At 67.6% G+C, this 17,235-nt stretch carries 16 protein-coding genes; 8 read left to right on the top strand and 8 right to left on the bottom strand.

Going from position 1 to position 17,235, the window contains the following annotated elements:
- Positions 1 to 2: 2 nt before the first annotated feature.
- The 7 genes from phbB to PE061_RS12035 all read right to left on the bottom strand — a co-directional run bounded on the left by phbB (position 3) and on the right by PE061_RS12035 (position 8,788).
- On the bottom strand, positions 3 to 725 hold the full coding sequence (phbB, locus tag PE061_RS12065) for an acetoacetyl-CoA reductase (protein ID WP_271255529.1): 723 nt from the start codon (positions 723 to 725) through the stop codon (positions 3 to 5).
- Between the two features lie 61 nt (positions 726 to 786).
- Entirely contained in the window at positions 787 to 1,806 is a 1,020-nt protein-coding gene (gene hemH / locus PE061_RS12060) for a ferrochelatase (protein ID WP_271255528.1), read from the bottom strand.
- On the bottom strand, positions 1,806 to 4,085 hold the full coding sequence (locus tag PE061_RS12055) for a xanthine dehydrogenase family protein molybdopterin-binding subunit (RefSeq protein WP_271255527.1): 2,280 nt from the start codon (positions 4,083 to 4,085) through the stop codon (positions 1,806 to 1,808). The genes hemH and PE061_RS12055 overlap by 1 nt, the downstream gene beginning before the upstream one ends.
- Positions 4,086 to 4,129: 44 nt before the next feature.
- Positions 4,130 to 4,708: an HD domain-containing protein gene (locus PE061_RS12050; protein ID WP_271255526.1), complete on the bottom strand. Its 579-nt coding sequence runs from the start codon at positions 4,706 to 4,708 to the stop codon at positions 4,130 to 4,132.
- A gap of 23 nt (positions 4,709 to 4,731) precedes the next feature.
- A complete protein-coding gene (locus PE061_RS12045) occupies positions 4,732 to 6,453 on the bottom strand; it encodes a class I adenylate-forming enzyme family protein (RefSeq protein WP_271255525.1) in 1,722 nt (573 codons plus the stop codon).
- Between the two features lies 1 nt (position 6,454).
- On the bottom strand, positions 6,455 to 7,591 hold the full coding sequence (locus PE061_RS12040; protein WP_271255524.1) for an acyl-CoA dehydrogenase family protein: 1,137 nt from the start codon (positions 7,589 to 7,591) through the stop codon (positions 6,455 to 6,457).
- 9 nt (positions 7,592 to 7,600) lie between these two features.
- Positions 7,601 to 8,788 (bottom strand): acyl-CoA dehydrogenase family protein, encoded by a 1,188-nt coding sequence (locus PE061_RS12035; protein ID WP_271255523.1) that lies wholly within the window; start codon positions 8,786 to 8,788, stop codon positions 7,601 to 7,603.
- Between the two features lie 103 nt (positions 8,789 to 8,891).
- On the opposite strand from PE061_RS12035, the gene lgt reads away from it, so the two are divergent.
- The 7 genes from lgt to PE061_RS12000 all read left to right on the top strand — a co-directional run bounded on the left by lgt (position 8,892) and on the right by PE061_RS12000 (position 15,442).
- The gene (lgt, locus tag PE061_RS12030; RefSeq protein ID WP_271255522.1) at positions 8,892 to 9,731 is read left to right on the top strand and encodes a prolipoprotein diacylglyceryl transferase; all 840 of its coding nucleotides are present in this window, start codon (positions 8,892 to 8,894) and stop codon (positions 9,729 to 9,731) included.
- Complete coding sequence (locus tag PE061_RS12025) at positions 9,728 to 10,738, top strand: class I SAM-dependent methyltransferase (RefSeq protein WP_271255521.1); 1,011 nt, start codon at positions 9,728 to 9,730, stop codon at positions 10,736 to 10,738. The genes lgt and PE061_RS12025 overlap by 4 nt, the downstream gene beginning before the upstream one ends.
- Complete coding sequence (locus PE061_RS12020) at positions 10,735 to 11,259, top strand: GNAT family N-acetyltransferase (RefSeq protein ID WP_271255520.1); 525 nt, start codon at positions 10,735 to 10,737, stop codon at positions 11,257 to 11,259. The genes PE061_RS12025 and PE061_RS12020 overlap by 4 nt, the downstream gene beginning before the upstream one ends.
- Positions 11,256 to 12,020, top strand: a complete 765-nt coding sequence (gene pgeF / locus PE061_RS12015; RefSeq protein WP_271255519.1) for a peptidoglycan editing factor PgeF — start codon at positions 11,256 to 11,258, stop codon at positions 12,018 to 12,020. Before PE061_RS12020 ends, pgeF begins: the two co-directional genes overlap by 4 nt.
- Positions 12,021 to 12,121: 101 nt before the next feature.
- Positions 12,122 to 13,054: a ribose-phosphate pyrophosphokinase gene (locus PE061_RS12010; protein WP_271255518.1), complete on the top strand. Its 933-nt coding sequence runs from the start codon at positions 12,122 to 12,124 to the stop codon at positions 13,052 to 13,054.
- A 4-nt stretch (positions 13,055 to 13,058) separates the two neighbouring features.
- Positions 13,059 to 13,625, top strand: coding sequence for a DNA-3-methyladenine glycosylase I (locus PE061_RS12005; RefSeq protein ID WP_271255517.1), 567 nt, complete (start codon positions 13,059 to 13,061; stop codon positions 13,623 to 13,625).
- A 17-nt stretch (positions 13,626 to 13,642) separates the two neighbouring features.
- A complete protein-coding gene (locus PE061_RS12000; protein ID WP_271255516.1) occupies positions 13,643 to 15,442 on the top strand; it encodes an ABCB family ABC transporter ATP-binding protein/permease in 1,800 nt (599 codons plus the stop codon).
- Positions 15,443 to 15,455: 13 nt separating this feature from the next.
- Here PE061_RS12000 and PE061_RS11995 read toward each other — a convergent pair whose 3' ends face one another.
- Positions 15,456 to 16,259: a PEP-CTERM sorting domain-containing protein gene (locus PE061_RS11995; protein WP_271255515.1), complete on the bottom strand. Its 804-nt coding sequence runs from the start codon at positions 16,257 to 16,259 to the stop codon at positions 15,456 to 15,458.
- 187 nt (positions 16,260 to 16,446) lie between these two features.
- Here PE061_RS11995 and PE061_RS11990 point away from each other — a divergent pair, with 187 nt between their 5' ends.
- Complete coding sequence (locus PE061_RS11990; protein WP_271255514.1) at positions 16,447 to 17,232, top strand: hypothetical protein; 786 nt, start codon at positions 16,447 to 16,449, stop codon at positions 17,230 to 17,232.
- Positions 17,233 to 17,235: the final 3 nt, after the last annotated feature.

Below are 17,235 nucleotides of genomic sequence, written 5' to 3'. Positions count from 1 at the left end.
TCTCAATACATGTGCTGGCCGCCGTTGATCGACAGCGTCGAGCCGGTGACGAAACCCGCATCCTCGGCGCAGAGGAAGCCGACGCCCCGTGCGATCTCGCTCGCCTTGCCGAGCCGGCCGACAGGGATCTTGGCGACGATCTTCTCGAGCACCGGCTCCGGCACCGCCGCGACCATGTCCGTGTCGATATAGCCCGGCGCGAGCGCGTTCACGGTGATGCCGAAGCGCGCGCCCTCCTGCGCCAGCGCCTTGGTGAAACCGTGGATGCCGGACTTGGCGGCGGCGTAGTTGACCTGCCCGTACTGGCCGCCCTGCCCGTTGATCGAGCCGATGTTGACGATGCGCCCGTAGCCGCGCGACTTCATGCCGTCGAACACGGCCTTCGCCATGTTGAAGCAGCCGCCGAGGTTGACGTCGATCACCTCGTCCCAGCTCTTCCGGTCCATCTTCGTGAGCGTGCCGTCGCGCGTGATGCCCGCGTTGTTGACGAGAACGTCGACCGGGCCGAGATCGGCCTCGACCTTGCGCACGCCCTCCTGACAGGCGTCGAAATCCCCGACGTCCCACTTGTAGGTGGGGATGCCCGTGCGCTCCGTGAATTCACGCGCCTTCTCGTCGTTGCCGGCGTAGTTTGCGGCGACCTTCATGCCCATTTTCTGGAGTTCGAGGCTGATCGCCTCGCCGATGCCCCGCGAACCGCCGGTGACGATAGCTACGCGATCCATGATGACTCTCCTCCCAAGTGCAATTGGCCGGTACTGCTCGCTTTTTTCAACTCTGTTGCAATCAATGACCCGATTCGCGCCAACCGGCAAGTTCGCGCTGGGCAAGTCCCGTCAGCATCCGCATTCCCTCCGGCCCGGCATTGAGGCAGCGCAAACAGGCGAAATGCGTGCCACCCGCGTGAAGGAACGTCTCGCGCGCCCGGATCGCAATCTCTTCCAGCGTTTCGATGCAGTCGGCGCTGAAGCCCGGCGCGATCACCGCCACCTTGCGGACGCCCTCGCCCGGCAGCGCTTCGAGGGTCCTGTCGAGATAGGGCTTCAGCCATTCCGCCTTGCCGAAACGCGACTGGAACGCCGTGCGGAATCCTGCCTCGTCGCGCCCCAGCGCCTCGCGCAGCAGCCGCGCCGTCTTCTGCGCCTGACAATGATAGGGATCGCCGAGCCGGAGCGTCCGCTCGGGCATACCGTGGAACGACGCGACGAGCACGTCCGGCTCGAAATCGAGCGCGGCGAGCGCCGTGCGCGCGTCTTCGGCAAGCGCGGAAATGTAGAGCGGATCGTCGTGGTAGGGCGGCAGGAAACGCACGGCGGGCTGCCAACGCATCGCCTTCAGGCTCGCGCCGACCTTGTCGACGACCGTCGCGGTCGTCGCCGCCGAATATTGCGGATAGAGCGGCATCACAAGGATGCGCGTGCAGCCTGCGGCTCTGAGCGCGTCGAGCCGGACCGGGATTGACGGATTGCCGTAGCGCATCGCGAAATCGACCGTCACGTCACGGAGCACCGCCTGAAGCCCTGCCGCCTGATCGGCGGTGATGACGCGAAGTGGCGAATCCCCCCGCGCGCGGTCCCAGATCGAGGCGTAGAGCGCGGCGCTCTTCGCCGGGCGCGTGTTGAGGATGATACCGCGCAGGATCGGCTGCCAGACGAGCGCCGGGATCTCGACGACGCGCGGGTCCGACAGGAACTCCTTCAGGTAGCGCTTCACGGCCGCCGGTTCCGGCGCATCCGGCGACCCGAGGTTGACGATGAGCACGCCGACCTTCGCGTCGACGATCAGCGGATGCCCCTCCGGCTGCATCAGTAGCGATAGAGCGGAAGGTCGCGCAGGCGCTCGCCGGTCGCCGCGAAGATCGCGTTCACGAGCGCGGGGGCGAGCGGCGGCACGCCGGGTTCGCCGACGCCGCCGGGCGCCGCGTCCGATGCCATGATATGCACGTCGATCTCCGGCGCCTCGTCGAGCCGCAGCAGCGGGTAGGAATCGAAGTTGAGCTGCTCCGCCTCGCCGTCGGCGAAACGGACCTGCCCGTGCAGCGCGGCGGTGAGGCCGAAGATGATCGCGCTTTCCATCTGCGCCTTGATGATGTCCGGGTTCACGATGCGCCCGCAGTCGATCACGCAGGTCACGCGCTTCACCGTCACCTGCTCGATGCTCGGCGCCTCGACCTCGACGACCTCGGCGACGATCGAACCGAAGCTCTTGTGGACGGCAATGCCGCGCCCAACGTGATCCTCGCTCACCGCCGAGAAGCCGGCACGCGACGCGGCGGTCTTCAGCACCTCGGCCTCGCGCGACCCGTCCTGCATCATGCGCAGGCGGAACTCGAAGGGGTCGATGCCGGCGGCATGCGCCAGCTCATCGACGAAGCTCTCACAGAAGAACGCCGTGTAGCTGTGCCCCACCGAGCGCCAGTAGCCGAGCGGAACCGGCGTCGGCACATCGACATGCGCGGCCCGGAACGCGGGAACGGCGTAGGGCAGCTTCGTCGCCCCCTCCAGCATCGCCGCGCTGTCGCCGCCGCTCGCGAGCGCGGGGATGTTGCGCGACATGAAACTCTCGCCGAGGTTCGGCGCAGCGATCTTGATGTCGAACGCGCCGATCTTCTTGTCGGCGTTCACCGTGCCGCGCAGCCGCGCCTTGGCGGGCGGGCGGTACATGTCGCGCGCCATGTCCTCCTCGCGGTGCCAGATGAGCTGCACGGGGCGCCCAGCGTCACGCGCGATGAGCGCCGCCTGCACGGCCGAATCCACCTCCGCCTTGCGGCCGAAGCCGCCGCCGAGCAGCGTCGGGAACACGGTGACGTCGCGTTCGGCGATGCCGAGCGCATCGGCGACGCGCCACACGACGAGCGTCGCCGACTGCGTGGGCACCCACAGCTCGGCCTTGCCGTCTTCGAAGCGCGCCGTCGCCGTCATCGGCTCCATGCAGGCGTGGGCGAGAAACGGCACCGAATAGTCCGCCTCGATCCGCTTGCCGGTGCCGAGCCCGTCGTCGATGTCGCCCTTCGACGCGAAGATCGTGCCGTCGTCGCCGTGGAGCGCCGCATCGAGCGCCTCCTCGATGGCGAGGCTGTCCGCCATCGTCTCGCCCGGTTCGAAATCGGCATCGACGAGATCGAGTGCCTGCCGCGCCGCCCACCACGTGTCCGCCGTCACCGCGTACCAGCGCGGTCCCGTGACGACCCCGATCACGCCGCCCGTTCGCGCATCCTTGGGAAGCTGCGCCGAGGTCAGTTCCGCCGCACCGTGGGGCGCGCCCCGCACCGCTGCGTAGATCATACCGGGCAGACGGATGTCGGCGCCGAACTGCGCGCTGCCGTCCACCTTCGCGGGCGTATCGAGACGCGGCATCGGCCGGCCGAGGAAAGGCCCCTTGCCGTCGGCGCGCCATTCGGGCCCGTCGGGAGCATCATCGGGGTCGATGTCGGCGAGCAGGTCCTTGAACGCGATTTTCTTGCCCCCCGGCGCGACGACGAAGCCGTTTGCCGTGTCGCAGGCGTCGGCATCGACGCCGAGCCGCTTCGCGCCCGCCGCGCACAGCAACGCACGGGCGGCGGCACCCGCTGTCCGCAGCGGCTCCCAGTACGCCGCGACCGAGGTCGAGCCACCGGTCAACTGCAGCGAATAGCGCTCGATGACCGTGGTCGCCGCCCAGCGCACGAACCCTTGCAGGAAACCGGGTGCCTCCGCCGCCATGCCTTCGGCGATCGCGCGATTGGCATAGACGGGATGGAGCGGGGCAGGCTCCACCGACACCATCGTCCAGTCGGCGCCGAGTTCGTGCGCCAGAAGCTGCGGCAGCGACGTATAGACACCCTGCCCCATCTCCGCCTGCGGCACGGCGACGACGACCCGCCCGTCCGTGCCGATCTTGAGCCACGCGTTGATCAGCGTCTCGTCCTCGCGCACGGCGAGGTTCAACGGCACGCGCCGCGGCCACACCGCATAGCCGATGGCAAGCCCCGCGCCCGCGCCGATGCCGATCAGCAGCTTCCGCCGCGAAATCTGCGGCAGCTTCGGAAGCTCCCGTTTCCGGCGGGTCGGTAGCGGCTGTGCGGCTGGCGGCGTCTTGTCGTCCATCCGAGCGGTTTATCGCGGTCCGGATGGCCTGTCGATGCGGCGTCTCAGATCACCGTGTGCGGGTTCGCGAAGACCTTCACGACCTCGGGCTCGAAGCTTTCGAGGCTGTCGGCATCGAAATCCGGATCGAACGCCGGCGCATCCCATTCGTCGACCAGACGGCAGGCAAAGCCGTACCACGGCGCGTCCTTGAACTGCATCCGAAGATCGGTCGGCTTGCCGAGATGGTTGTAATAATATTGCCCCTGGAAATGCTGGTGCCAGTAGACGGCGTGATAGACGCTTTCGGACACGTAAGGCTTCAGTACCTCGGCTGCGATCGGGCCGTGGTTCGGTACCGACATCACCTTGCCGATATCATGACACAGCGCCGCGACGACCTCCTCGTTGTTCGCGCCCGCGCGGCGGGCGAGCGTACCGGTCATCAGCGCATGGGTGAGCTGGTCGGCGGCGAAGCCCAGCACCATGTCGCCGAGCCTGCGGAGCGTATCCATGATCTGCATCGGCGCGGCGGCCTTCTGGTGCGCCATGTGCTCGCGCGCGATGATCATCCAGTCGTCGAGCGTGCCGTCCTGCATCCGCCGGAACCGGGCCTGCCCGTGCGTTTCAAGGTTCGTCGCCATGACCATTCTCCTCTCCCGCCCGTCTACGCCGCCTCCGCGCGGTGGATGTCGTGGTAGGTCTTGCGCAGCGCGACCTTGTCGATCTTCTCGGAACCGAGCCGCGGCAGCGGCTCCGCCGAAATCCACAGTCGTGCCGGAACCTTGAAGCCTGCGAGATGCTGACGCGTGAAGTCGATGATCGCTTCCGGCTCCGCCTTCTCGCCCGGCTTCAGATAGACGACCGCGCCCACGATCTCGCCGAGCCTGTCATCGGGAAGCCCGAAAACGCTCGCGGCCATCACGGCGGGATGCGCGTAGATCGCGGCCTCCACCTCGTGGCAGCTGACGTTCTCGCCGCCGCGGATGATGATATCCTTCTTACGATCGACGATGAACAGGAACCCGTCCTCGTCGAGATAGCCGACGTCGCCGGTGTGGAACCACCCCGCCTTGTCGAAGGCTTCCGCCGTCTCCTTGGGCCGCCGCCAGTAGCCGCGCACGTTGGCGGCCGAACGGATGCAGATCTCGCCCACCGCGGTCGGCGGCAGTTCGTTGCCGTCGTCGTCCAGGATCGCGATCTCGACGACGGGTTTCGAAGCGCGGCCCGTCGAGGTCGGCCGCGCGAGGTAGGATTCGCGGAGGATGCCGGCGCCGACGCCGTTCGTCTCGGTAAGGCCGTAGCCGATGGCGGGCTTACCCGTCGGGATCGCTTTCGCCAGCCGCTCGACATGCTCCGGCGGACGCGGCGCGCCGCCCGCCGCCCAGTCGGTGACGGTGGAGAGGTCGTATTTGTCGCGATCCGGGTGCGACATGATCTCGTGCGTCATCGTCGGCACGCCGACGAAATAGGTGCACTTCTCCTTGTCGATCAGCCGCAGCGCCTCGCCCGCGTCCCAGCGGTGCATCATGATGAACTTGCGGCCGATAGCGACCGAAACCAGCATCAGCGGCACAAGGCCGGTGACGTGGAACAACGGCACGGTGAGCAGCATGATCTGCTGCGGCGGCACATGCGCGCCCGCGGCCTCGGAGAGCTTGAGCAGCGCGAGCCCCTGCACCAGATACGAGAACGTGCCGTGCACGACGCCGCGATGTGTCGAGACCGCGCCCTTGGGAAAACCGGTCGAGCCCGACGTATAGAGAATGCTGATATCGTCGTCCGGAGCGAGCGGCGGCAGATACCACGTATCCGTCGGGCCGCTTTCGAGCAGATCGTCGAGAAGGTCCGCGCCGTGCTCGGCCGCGACGCCGTGGCTGGTGCGAACGGCAACGATCGGCACAGACAGTTCTTCGATCGCTCCCAGCCTGCGCAGCCGCTCCTCGTCCGCGATCACCAGCCGCGTGCCGCTGTCGGAGAGGCCGTAGGCAAGCTCCTCGGGCTGCCACCACGCATTCATCGGCACGACCACCGCGCCGAGGTGGACGAGGCCGACATAGGCCATGATCCATTCGGGGTAGTTGCGCATGGCGATGGCGACGCGGTCGCCCTTGGCGATACCGTAGCGGTGCTGCATCGCCGCGGCGATGCGCAGCGCCTTCGCATAGACCTCGGCGAAGGTCAGGCGCTCCTCACCGTAAACGAGGAACTCGCGCGCGGCATTGTGCGCGAAGAAATACTGGAAGAACTCGCGCATCGTCGGCGGCGCGCCCTTGAAGACCTTGAGCGTGACGCCGCGAATCTTCGCCTCGGCCACCTCCAGCTGGCCGCCCGGCGCCGTGATCGCCGCGACGGCCGCGTCCTGCGCCTTGTCCAGTTCGGTCAGCATTTCAATACCCTAGCATACGCGCGAGGCGATCGCCATGAAACGACAGGTCGCCGAAGCTAGTTTCCGCCGCGCGGGCGCGTTTCATGTAGAAGCCGATGTCGAACTCGTCGGTCATGCCGATGCCGCCGTGCATCTGCACGCCCTCGTTGGTGACGAGCCGCGCCACCGCACCCGCCTTTGCCTTGGCGAGGCTGGCGTAGAGCGGCGCGTCCGTGTCGCCCGCGTCGAGCGCCTGCGCGGCCTTCAGCGTCGCCGATTTCGCAAGCTCGATCTCGCAGAAAAGCTGCGCGGCCCGGTGCTGGAGCGCCTGGAAACTGCCGATCTTGCGGCCGAACTGCTCGCGTTCCTTGAGGTAGCTCACCGTCATCGAGAAGCTCTGCGCCGACACGCCCACCATCTCGGCGGCAAGGCAGGTGCGTCCGGCATCGAGCACGCGGTCGAGGATCGCAGCGCCCTCGCCCACCGCGCCGATCACGTCCGCGCCGTCCACCTGCACGCCGTCGAAGCGGATGTCGGCAGCATTGCGGCTGTCGACTATGCTCGTGCGCTTGATGTCCACGCCCGCCGCCTTCGGATCGACAAGGAACAGGGTGATGCCGTCACGGTCGCCATCCTCACCCGAGGTCCGCGCCGCGACGATCAGCCGGTCGGCGACGTGCCCGTCGAGCACGAAGGTCTTGGCGCCGGTGATGCGAAAGCCGTTGCCCGCCGCCTCGGCGCGGGTGCGGATCAGGTGCGGCGCGTGGCGCGAAACCTCGTCGCTCGCGAGCGCGAGCAGCAGGTCGCCCGCCGCGAGCTTCGGCAGCAGCGCCGCCTGCTGCTCGTCGTTCGCACCCGCCAGCACCGTCGCCCCGAGTACGGCGGTCGAGAGGAACGGCGACAGCGACAGGTTCCGCCCCGCCGCCTCCTGAATGAGGTTCGCCGCGACGAGCCCGAGCCCGCTGCCGCCATGCGTTTCCGGCACCAGCACGCCCGCGAAGCCCATCTCCGCCATCTTCTTCCAGAGATCGCGTGAAAAGCCGGTCGCATCCTTCGCATCGCGCAGGCGGCGAAGTTCCGAAACCGGCGCTTCGGACGCGAAGAAGCCGTCCGCCGCCTCGCGGATCATCGCCTGTTCGTCGGTAAGAACCAGCGCCATCGTCACTCCCTACGCATCGGGCAGCGCCAGCACGCGCTTGGCGATGATGCCGAGTTGCACCTCCGCCGTGCCGCCCTCGATGGAATTCGCGCGCGAGCGCAGCCATGCCCGCGCCATGTCGCCGTCGTGCGCGCCATCGCCTTCCCACAGCAGCCCGTCGCTGCCGAACACGCTCATCAGCAGTTCCTGCCGCGACTTGTTCAGTTCCGAGCCGACATGCTTCAGCATCGAGGAGAGGTGGCCGATGTCCTGCCCGGCCTTCGCCTCGTCCTTCACACGCTCCATGGTGAGCGCGAAGCACAGCGTGTCGATGTCGTGCCGGGCGAGATCGACGCGCAGCCCCTCGTCCGCGAGCGCGCCGTCCGCCCGCGTGCCGACGCGCTTTTTCGCGATCTGCGCCGCCGTGTCGCGCCCGCCGGTGCCGAAGTCGGCGCCGATCGAGCTGCGCTCGTGCGTCAGCAGGTATTTGGCGATCGTCCAGCCCTTGCCGCGTTCGCCGACAAGGTTTTCCTTCGGCACCTTCACGTTGTCGAAGAAGGTCTGGCAGAACGGCGAATAGCCGCTGATGAGCTTGATCGGCGAGGTCGAAACACCCTCGGACGCCATGTCGAACAGCAGGAAGCTGATGCCTTCATGCTTCGAGGCGTCGGGCTCGGTGCGGACGAGGCAGAAGATCCAGTCGGCCTGATCGGCGTAGCTCGTCCAGATCTTCGAGCCGTTCACAAGCCAGTGGTCGCCCTTGTCCTCCGCCTTCGTCTTCAGCGAGGCGAGGTCCGAGCCCGCGCCCGGCTCCGAATAGCCCTGGCACCAGCGAATCTCGCCGCGCGCGATTTTCGGCAGATGCTCGGCCTTCTGCGCCTCATTGCCGTATTTCAACAGTGCGGGCCCGAGCATCCAGATGCCGAACGAGCTGAGCGGCGGCCGCGCGTGGATGCGGCGCATCTCCTCCGCCAGCACCTTCGCCTCATCGGCCGAGAGTCCGCCGCCGCCATACGCTTTCGGCCATGTCGGCACCGTCCAGCCGCGCGCGGCCATACGCTCCAGCCACAGCTTCTGCGCCGCGTTCTTGAAGCGGACATTGCGCCCGCCCCAGCAGACGTCCGCCTCCTCCAGAACCCGCTCGCGCATCTCCGCCGGGCAGTTCGCCTCCAGCCACGCGCGCGTCTCGTCGCGAAACTCCTCCAACGGCTCGGCCATCGGCCAAGACCCTCCCCGCATCCGATTGCGTTATGCTCCTTCGGCACTATGGTGCGCGGCGTCCACAGGGGCAATCCCGTCGTTTTTGAGGGCAGACAGTCGCATGTTCGCAATCGAGGCCGCGCTCACCTATCCGAATATCGACCCGGTCTGGTTCTCGATTCCCTTGCCGTTCACGGACGCCGAGCTGCCGATCCGCTGGTACAGCCTCGCCTACATCAGCGGCATCGTCGTCGCGTGGTGGTATCTGCTCAAAATGCTGGCGAAGCCCGGCGCGCCGATGGCGCGCCGCCACGCCGACGACCTCGTCACGTGGGTGACGCTCGGCATCATTCTCGGCGGGCGCATCGGCTACGTACTGTTCTACGATTTCGAGCGATTCTTCGGCCCCGAAGGGCATATTTCCGACGTGTTCAAGCTCTGGGAAGGCGGCATGTCGTTCCACGGGGGCGCGGCGGGCGTCTCGATCGCGCTGTTCCTTTACACGTGGAAGCAGAAGCTGAGCTGGCTGCGCGTGCACGACTATATCGCCTGCACGATCCCCTTCGGCCTGTTCTTCGGCCGCATCGCCAACTTCATCAACGGCGAGCTGTGGGGCCGCGAGACCGACGTGCCGTGGGCGATGAAGTTCCCCACCGGCGGCGATGTACTCCGCCACCCGAGCCAGCTCTACGAGGCCGGCCTTGAAGGCATCGTGCTGTTCGCCATCCTCTGGTATCTCTTCTGGAAGACGGACGCGCGCTACAAGCCCGGCCTCCTCGTCGGCGCGTTCACGCTCGGCTACGGCGTGTTCCGCTTCGTCGTCGAATATTTCCGCGAGCCCGACGCGCAGCTCGGCACGCTGTCGTGGGGCCTGACGATGGGCCAGACGCTGTCGAGCGCGATGATCGTTGCGGGGGCGTACTTCGTCGCCACGGCGGGGCGGCGCGCGATCGCGAAATGACACCGCTCGGGCGCAGGCTCGCCGCGGAGATTTCAGAACACGGCCCGATCAGCGTGGACCGCTACATGGCGGAATGCGTCGCGGCTTATTACGCCGGGCGCGATCCCTTCGGGCGCGACGGCGACTTCACCACTGCGCCGGAAATCAGCCAGATGTTCGGTGAGATCATCGGCCTGTGGACAGCCGACCTGTGGGACCGTGCCGGCCGGCCGCAGCGCGTCAACCTCGTCGAGCTTGGGCCGGGTCGCGGTACGCTGATGGCGGACCTGCTGCGCGCCGCACGCGCGCTTCCCGCCTTCGCAGAGGCGATCCGCGTCCACTTCGTGGAGACGAGCCCTACCCTGCGCGCGGCACAGGCCGAACGCGTGCCCGGAGCCACTTGGCACGACGATCTCGGAGCCGTGCCACGGGGAGTACCGCTGTTCGTCGTCGCCAACGAGTTCTTCGATGCCCTCCCCGTCCGGCAGGAGGTCCGCGTGGACGGCGAATGGCGCGAGCGGCAAGTCGGCCTCGTGGGAGACACACTCACCTTTATGCCCGCAGGCGATGCCATCCGCGAAACCTCGCCCGCGCGCGCGGATTACGCCGCAACCCTCGCCGCCCGGATCGCGGCGGACGGCGGCGCGGCGCTGGTCGTCGACTACGGCTACGAAGGCCCCGCCGAGGGTGACTCATTGCAGGCGCTCGCCGCTCATGCCGCTGCCGCCCCGCTCGCTGCGCCCGGAGAGCACGACCTCACCGCGCACGTCGATTTCGCGGCGCTCGCCGAGGCCGCGCGGGGCGCGGGCACGCGCGTTTCACCGCTCGCGCTGCAAGGCCCGTTCCTGCTCGCGCTCGGCATCGCGGCGCGTGCCGAACGCCTGTCGCACGGCCTCGACCCGGAAGCCCGCCATGCTATAGCGGGCGCCATGCGGCGGCTCACCCTGCCGCAGGCGATGGGGAGCCTGTTCAAGGTGCTTGTATTCACGCACAAGGATTGGCCCGAACCCGCGGGGTTCGGCGCATGAGCAATATCATTTTCCGCACGCCGGGGGACACCGATCTTCCGGCGCTCTGTCAGCTTGGCCGCGACACGTTCATCGAAACCTTCGGCCATCTCTACAGCGCCGCGGACCTCAACCATTTCCTCGAAACCGTGTTCGGCCCCGATGGACTGCCGGTGGAGTTCGCCGATCCCGCCTACGCCTTCCGCATCGCCGAGGCAGACGGCCGGATGGTCGCCTACTGCAAGGTCGGCCCGCCCTACCTTCCCGCACCGGAAGACGGGCGCAGCAAATGCGAGCTTCGACAGCTCTACATCCTGAAGGCATGGCATGGGCGCGGCATCGCGCAGCCGATGATGGACTGGGCGCTCGCATGGGCACACGCGGGCGGCTGGCAGGACATGTATCTCAGCGTCTGGTCGGAGAACCACCGGGCGCAGACGGTATATGCGAAGTACGGCTTCGAAAAGGTCGGCGAGTTCGATTTCATGGTGGGCGATCATGCCGATCACGAATTTCTCTACCGCAAGGCGCTGCGTCCATGACCGTCCCCGTGCTCCAAACGGCCGCGCTGGACGGCCTCCCCCACGGCTTCCTCGGGCGGCGGGGCGGCGTTTCCGAAGGCATCGTCGCTGGGCTCAACGTCGGCCTCGGCTCGCAGGACGACCGCGCCGCCATCGCCGAGAACCGCCGCCGCGCCGTGCAGGCCGTGCTGCCCGGCGCGGGCCTCGTCACGCTGCATCAGGTGCACAGCCCGGATGCGATCGCCGTGACCGCACCTTACCCGGACGACGCGCGCCCGCACGCCGATGCGCTCGCAACGGCAACGCCCGGCCTGCTGCTCGGCATCCTGACGGCGGACTGCGCGCCCGTGCTGCTCGCCGACCGCGAGGCGGGCGTCGTCGGCGCGACGCACGCCGGGTGGAAGGGTGCGCTCGGCGGCGTCACCGATTCCGTCATCGCCGCGATGGAAAGGCTCGGCGCGCAGCGCGACCGCATTGCCGCCGCCGTCGGCCCCTGCATCGCCCGCGTCTCCTACGAGGTGGACGAAGCCTTCTTCCGCCGTTTCTGCGAGGCGGACCCCGAAAACGAGCGTTTCTTCCTCGACGGCCGCGCCGGCCATCACCAGTTCGACCTCGAAGCCTATGTCGGTGCGCGGCTTGCGGCGGCGGGCATCGGACGCGTCGAGCTTCTGGGGGAAGACACCTACGCAAACGCGGAGGCGTACTTCAGCTTCCGCCGCGCGACGCACCGCGGTGAGGCCGACTACGGGCGGCAGATCGCGCTGATCGGCCTTACGGCCTGAACCGCGCTGCAACACGGGTGTCATAGTCGTTGCCCGCAAGGGCTCCGGCGGCTAGTGAACCGACCGACTCGTCACCGCCACAAAACAGGGATTCGCGCGCCATGAAGCTGCTTGCGGGCAACAGCAACCTTCAGCTCGCGGGCGACATCGCCCGTTACCTCGACATGCCGCTGACGAAAGCAAGCGTCCGCCGCTTCGCCGACGAGGAGGTCTTCGTCGAGATTCACGAGAACGTGCGCGGCGAGGACGTGTTCGTAATCCAGTCGACCGCCTTCCCGGCGAACGACAACCTGATGGAGCTGCTGATCTGCATCGACGCGCTGAAGCGTGCGAGCGCCAAGCGCATCACTGCTGTCGTGCCCTATTTCGGCTACGCCCGGCAGGACAGGAAGCCGGGGCCGCGCACGCCGATTTCGGCGAAGCTCGTCGCCAACCTCATCACCGTCGCGGGCGCCAACCGCGTGCTCTCGGTCGATCTCCACGCCGGGCAGATCCAGGGCTTCTTCGACATCCCCACCGACAACCTCTACGCCGCCCCGGTGATGAGCGAGGACATCCTTGCCCGCTACGGCTCCGAGAACATGATGGTCGTCTCACCCGACGTCGGCGGCGTGGTGCGCGCCCGTGCGCTCGCCAAGCGGCTCGACAACGCCCCGCTCGCCATCGTCGACAAGCGCCGCGAGCGCGCCGGCGAGTCCGAAGTTATGAATATTATCGGCGACGTCGAGAGTCGGTTCTGCATCCTCGTCGACGACATCGTCGATTCGGCCGGAACGCTGTGCAACGCCGCCGCCGCGCTGCGGGCCGCGGGCGCCAAGGCCGTGGTCGCCTACTGCACGCACGGCGTGCTCTCGGGCGGCGCCGTGGCGCGCGTCGAGGGCTCGGAGCTGATGGAACTTGTCATCACCGATTCCATCTCGCGCCCCGAGATCGCGGATGCCGAGAAGCTGCGCCAGCTCACCATCGCGCCGCTGCTCGGCGAGGCGATCCGCCGCATCGCGGACAGATCGTCCGTCTCCAGCCTGTTCGACTAGGCCGATGGACGGCAAGACCCGCTGTTTCGGCAACGGTCCCGGTAAAGAATTCTACGCCGCGTACCACGACGAAGAGTGGGGCATCCCCGTCCACGACGACCGCCACCTGTTCGAGATGCTGGTCCTCGAAGGCGCGCAGGCGGGGCTCAGCTGGGAAACCGTGCTGAGAAAGCGCGAAGGCTACCGCACCGCGTTCCATGGCTTCGACCCCGCCCGCGTCGCGGCGATGACGGACGCGGAACTCGAGCAGGTGCTGGCGACCGGCAACATCGTCCGCAACCGTCTGAAGGTCTGGTCGGCGCGGCGAAACGCCGCCGTCTTCCTCGAACTCCAGCGCCAGCACGGCAGCTTCGACGCATGGCTCTGGGCGTTCGTGGACGGGCAGCCGATCGTGAACCGCCCGAAGGGCTTCGGCGACGTCCCCGCCGCGACGCCGCTCAGCGACGCCATTTCGAAGGCGCTGAAAAAGGCAGGTATGAACTTCGTCGGCTCGACGATCGTCTATGCCTACATGCAGGCCGTCGGCCTCGTGAACGATCACGTGCAAGGCTGCTGGAAGGCGCCGGCCTGAGCGCCTATCTAGGGGGCATGACCGCCGTCCCGCAGCAGCATCCGCTGCGCCGTTTCCTCCCCTATCTGTGGCCCGCCGACAAGCCGGGCCTGAAACTGCGCGTCGCGGCTGCGCTCGTCCTCGTGCTCGTCGCCAAGGCGACGACGCTCATCATGCCTTTCGCGTACAAGGCCGCCATCGATTCGATGACGACGCCCGCGAGCGAGGGCGTCCTGCTCGGCGTCGGCCTCGTCTTCGCCTATGCGGCGGCGCGTTTCGGCGGCGTGCTGTTCGACAACGTCCGCAACGTGATCTTCGAGCGCGTCGGGCAGACGGCCGCCGCCGACCTCGCCACCGAGGTGTTCGCGCGCATCCACGACCTCAGCCTGCGCTTCCACCTCGAACGCCGCACCGGCGCGCTCACCCGCATCATCGAGCGCGGCACCAAGAGCGTCGACACGATGCTCTACTTCCTCGCCTTCAACATCGCGCCGACGATCCTCGAACTGATCGCCGTCTGCGTGATCTTCCAGATCAAGATGGGCTTCGAGATCGTCGCCGCGACGCTCGTCATGGTGACGCTCTACATCGCCTTCACGCGCCGCGTCACCGAATGGCGCAGCGAGCTTCGCCGCCGCATGGTGGACACCGACAACCGCACCACGCAGCGCGCCGTCGATTCGCTGCTCAACTACGAGACGGTGAAATACTACAGCGCGGAAACGCTGGAGCGGGACCGCTACCGCCAGTCGCTGCTCTCCTACGCGGGCGCCGCGATCAGGAACGAGAACTCGCTCGCCGCGCTCAACATCGGCCAGTCGTTCATCACCAACATCATGATGGGCGGCGCCATGGCCTACACGGTCTGGGGCTGGAGCGAAGGCCGGTTCACGGTCGGCGACGTGGTGCTGGTCAACACGCTGCTCGCGCAGCTGTTCCGCCCGCTCGACATGCTCGGCTGGGTGTACCGCGAGATCAAGCAGGGCCTCATCGACATGGAGGCGATGTTCGGCCTGCTCGACACCGTCCCCGAGATCGCCGACGCCCCGGGCGCGCCGCCGCTCGCCGTCAGCGCCGGCACGGTGCGCTTCGAGAATGTCGATTTCGGCTACGATCCCGAGCGCCAAATCCTGCACGGCGTCAGCTTCACGATCCCGGCGGGGAACACCGTCGCGGTCGTCGGCAGATCGGGCGCGGGCAAATCGACGCTGAGCCGCATCCTCTACCGCTTCTACGACATACAGGCGGGCCGCGTGACCATCGATGGGCAGGACATCCGCGCCGTGACGCAGGCGAGCGTGCGCGCCGCCATCGGCATCGTTCCGCAGGACACGGTGCTGTTCAACGACACGATCGGCTACAACATCGGCTACGGGCGCGCGGGCGCCGCGCAGGCGGAGATCGAGGCCGCCGCGCGGCAGGCGCAGATTCACGACTTCATCGTCTCGCTGCCGCAGGGCTACGACACGGTGGTCGGCGAGCGCGGCCTCAAGCTCTCCGGCGGCGAGAAGCAGCGCGTCGCCATCGCGCGCACGATCCTGAAGGACCCGCCGATCCTGATCCTCGACGAGGCGACGAGCGCGCTCGACAGCCGCACCGAAGCGGCGATCCAGGACGCGCTCTCCGACGTCTCGGCGCGGCGCACGACACTCGTCATCGCGCACCGTCTCTCCACCATCGTCGATGCCGACGAAATCCTCGTCATGGACAAGGGCCGCATCGCCGAGCGCGGACGCCACGACGACCTGCTCGCGAAGGACGGCCTCTACGCCGAGATGTGGGCCCGCCAGCAGGCGGAGGCCGACGCGGCCCCGGACGAGGCCAGAGCCGCCGAGTGATCAGCCCGAGTGATCAGCCCGCGCGGCGGCGGCGGCGCAGCGCAAGTGCGGCGAGGCCGAAACCGAAGAGGCCGATGGCGGCCGGTTCCGGCGTCTCCACGTCGTCGAGATAGGTGTAGCCGATGAACATGTTGATGCCGTTGAAGGTCATCTGCGGCAACGCCCGCATCTCGGCGGCCGTGGTCGGCGTGCCGTGGCTGAAGCGAAGAATGAGCGACCGGAACTGCGCGGTCTCGATCACGCGGTCGAGATCGGGAAAGGAATCGCCGTCGAGCAGGCTCGGCGGGTCCTCCGGCAGGAAGGTGCCTTCAGACAGGTTGACCTGGAACAGTGAAATAAAGACGTCCTCGCCAAGGTCGCGATCGAAAGCGATCTCGCGCACGAGGCCCGACCCGTCCAGGAACGCGCCGCCCGCGATGCTGAACTGATCGGTGATCCGGGTGCCGCTGATGGCATTGTCGAGCAGGAAGGCCTGCCGCAGGCTCGCCGGGCTGTTGGTGAGGAACAGCGGATCGAAACCGAAACCGGAGATCACCGCGCCGAACTCGATGACCGAACCGCGGAAGTAGACGGTCTCGCCGATCGACGGCGCCGGCAGCGGCGTCGTTATCCTGGTTCCGGCATCCGGATCAATGACCCAATACGCCGCGAAATCGGAAAAATCGGCGATGGGCGCGGCAAAATCCGGGAGCGTCGTGCCCGGAATCGGCGACGCCTGCACCAGCTGGCCGACGGCCGTTACGAGAATGGGCGCGGCCTGCGCAGCGCTCCCCGCGGCCAGAACGAAGGCCGTGGCGAAAACGGAAACTGATTTCATGCGATCCCCAACCGTGCGTTTGAATGTTCGTCGACCACAAGCAAGCAATGCCTGTGCCAATGGCGGTTCCTCGCCATTTTCACCTTGCGCGGATATACGCCTGTAAAAAACGGCGACACTCGGGGGCGCGATTGTCGGCCGGGGCCGCAGCCGATAAGCTGTCGGCGACATCGCTGGAGAGGCTGACATGAAGCACTGTCTTGCAATCGGGGTGGCGGCGTTCGCACTCTCCGCCTGCGAGGCCGGGCAAACCGGGACCGACGCTGTGCCCGCCCGCGAAAGCACGGTGGTGCAGACGGCGGACGGCACCGATGTCTCGATCCCGGCCAGCGACCTGCTCGTGAAGCGCGAGACGCCCGAGCTCGATTTCCTGTGGCGCGCGCCGCCGGAACTCGCCGAGGCGCCGACGCTGCTTTCGACGCTCCGCGTGCAGGCGCTGGCGAGCGCGGAGGAAATGCAGGCCGGGGCCGAGGAGGACATGAAGCTGCGGCCCGCGGACGCGCCGAAACTGGCGCACTTTTTCGTGCAGGACTGGACGGTCGCCGCCGATACGCCCGCGCTGTTCAACGTCCGCGCCGACATCTCGATGTACACGGGCGGCGCGCACCCCAACCACGGCTTCGCGGTCAAGTACTGGGACAAGGCCGAGCGGCGGGAGATCGGCTTCAGCGACCTGTTCGCCGACTGGGCCGCCGCCGAAAAACTGCTGACGCCAGCCTATTGCACGGCGCTCGATGCCGAGCGCGTGTCGCGGCGCGGCAAGATCGAAAGCGGCCTGTTCGACGATTGCCCGCCGCTCAGCGACCAGCCCGTAGCGGTGGCATCATGGCCGGGGCAGGACATTTCCGGCTTCCGCGTGCTGCTCGCGCCCTATGTCGCGGGGCCCTACGCGGAGGGCGATTTCGAGATCGAGGTGCCGATGACGGACGCACTCCGCGCGCTCGTGAAGCCCCAGTATCTGAAGGCGAAGTAGCGT

Source organism: Sphingosinicella microcystinivorans (genome assembly GCF_027941835.1).
Lineage (GTDB): Bacteria > Pseudomonadota > Alphaproteobacteria > Sphingomonadales > Sphingomonadaceae > Sphingosinicella.
The sequence above is the reverse complement of the archived record's forward strand: the minus strand, read 5'-3'. Positions and strand labels throughout refer to the sequence as shown.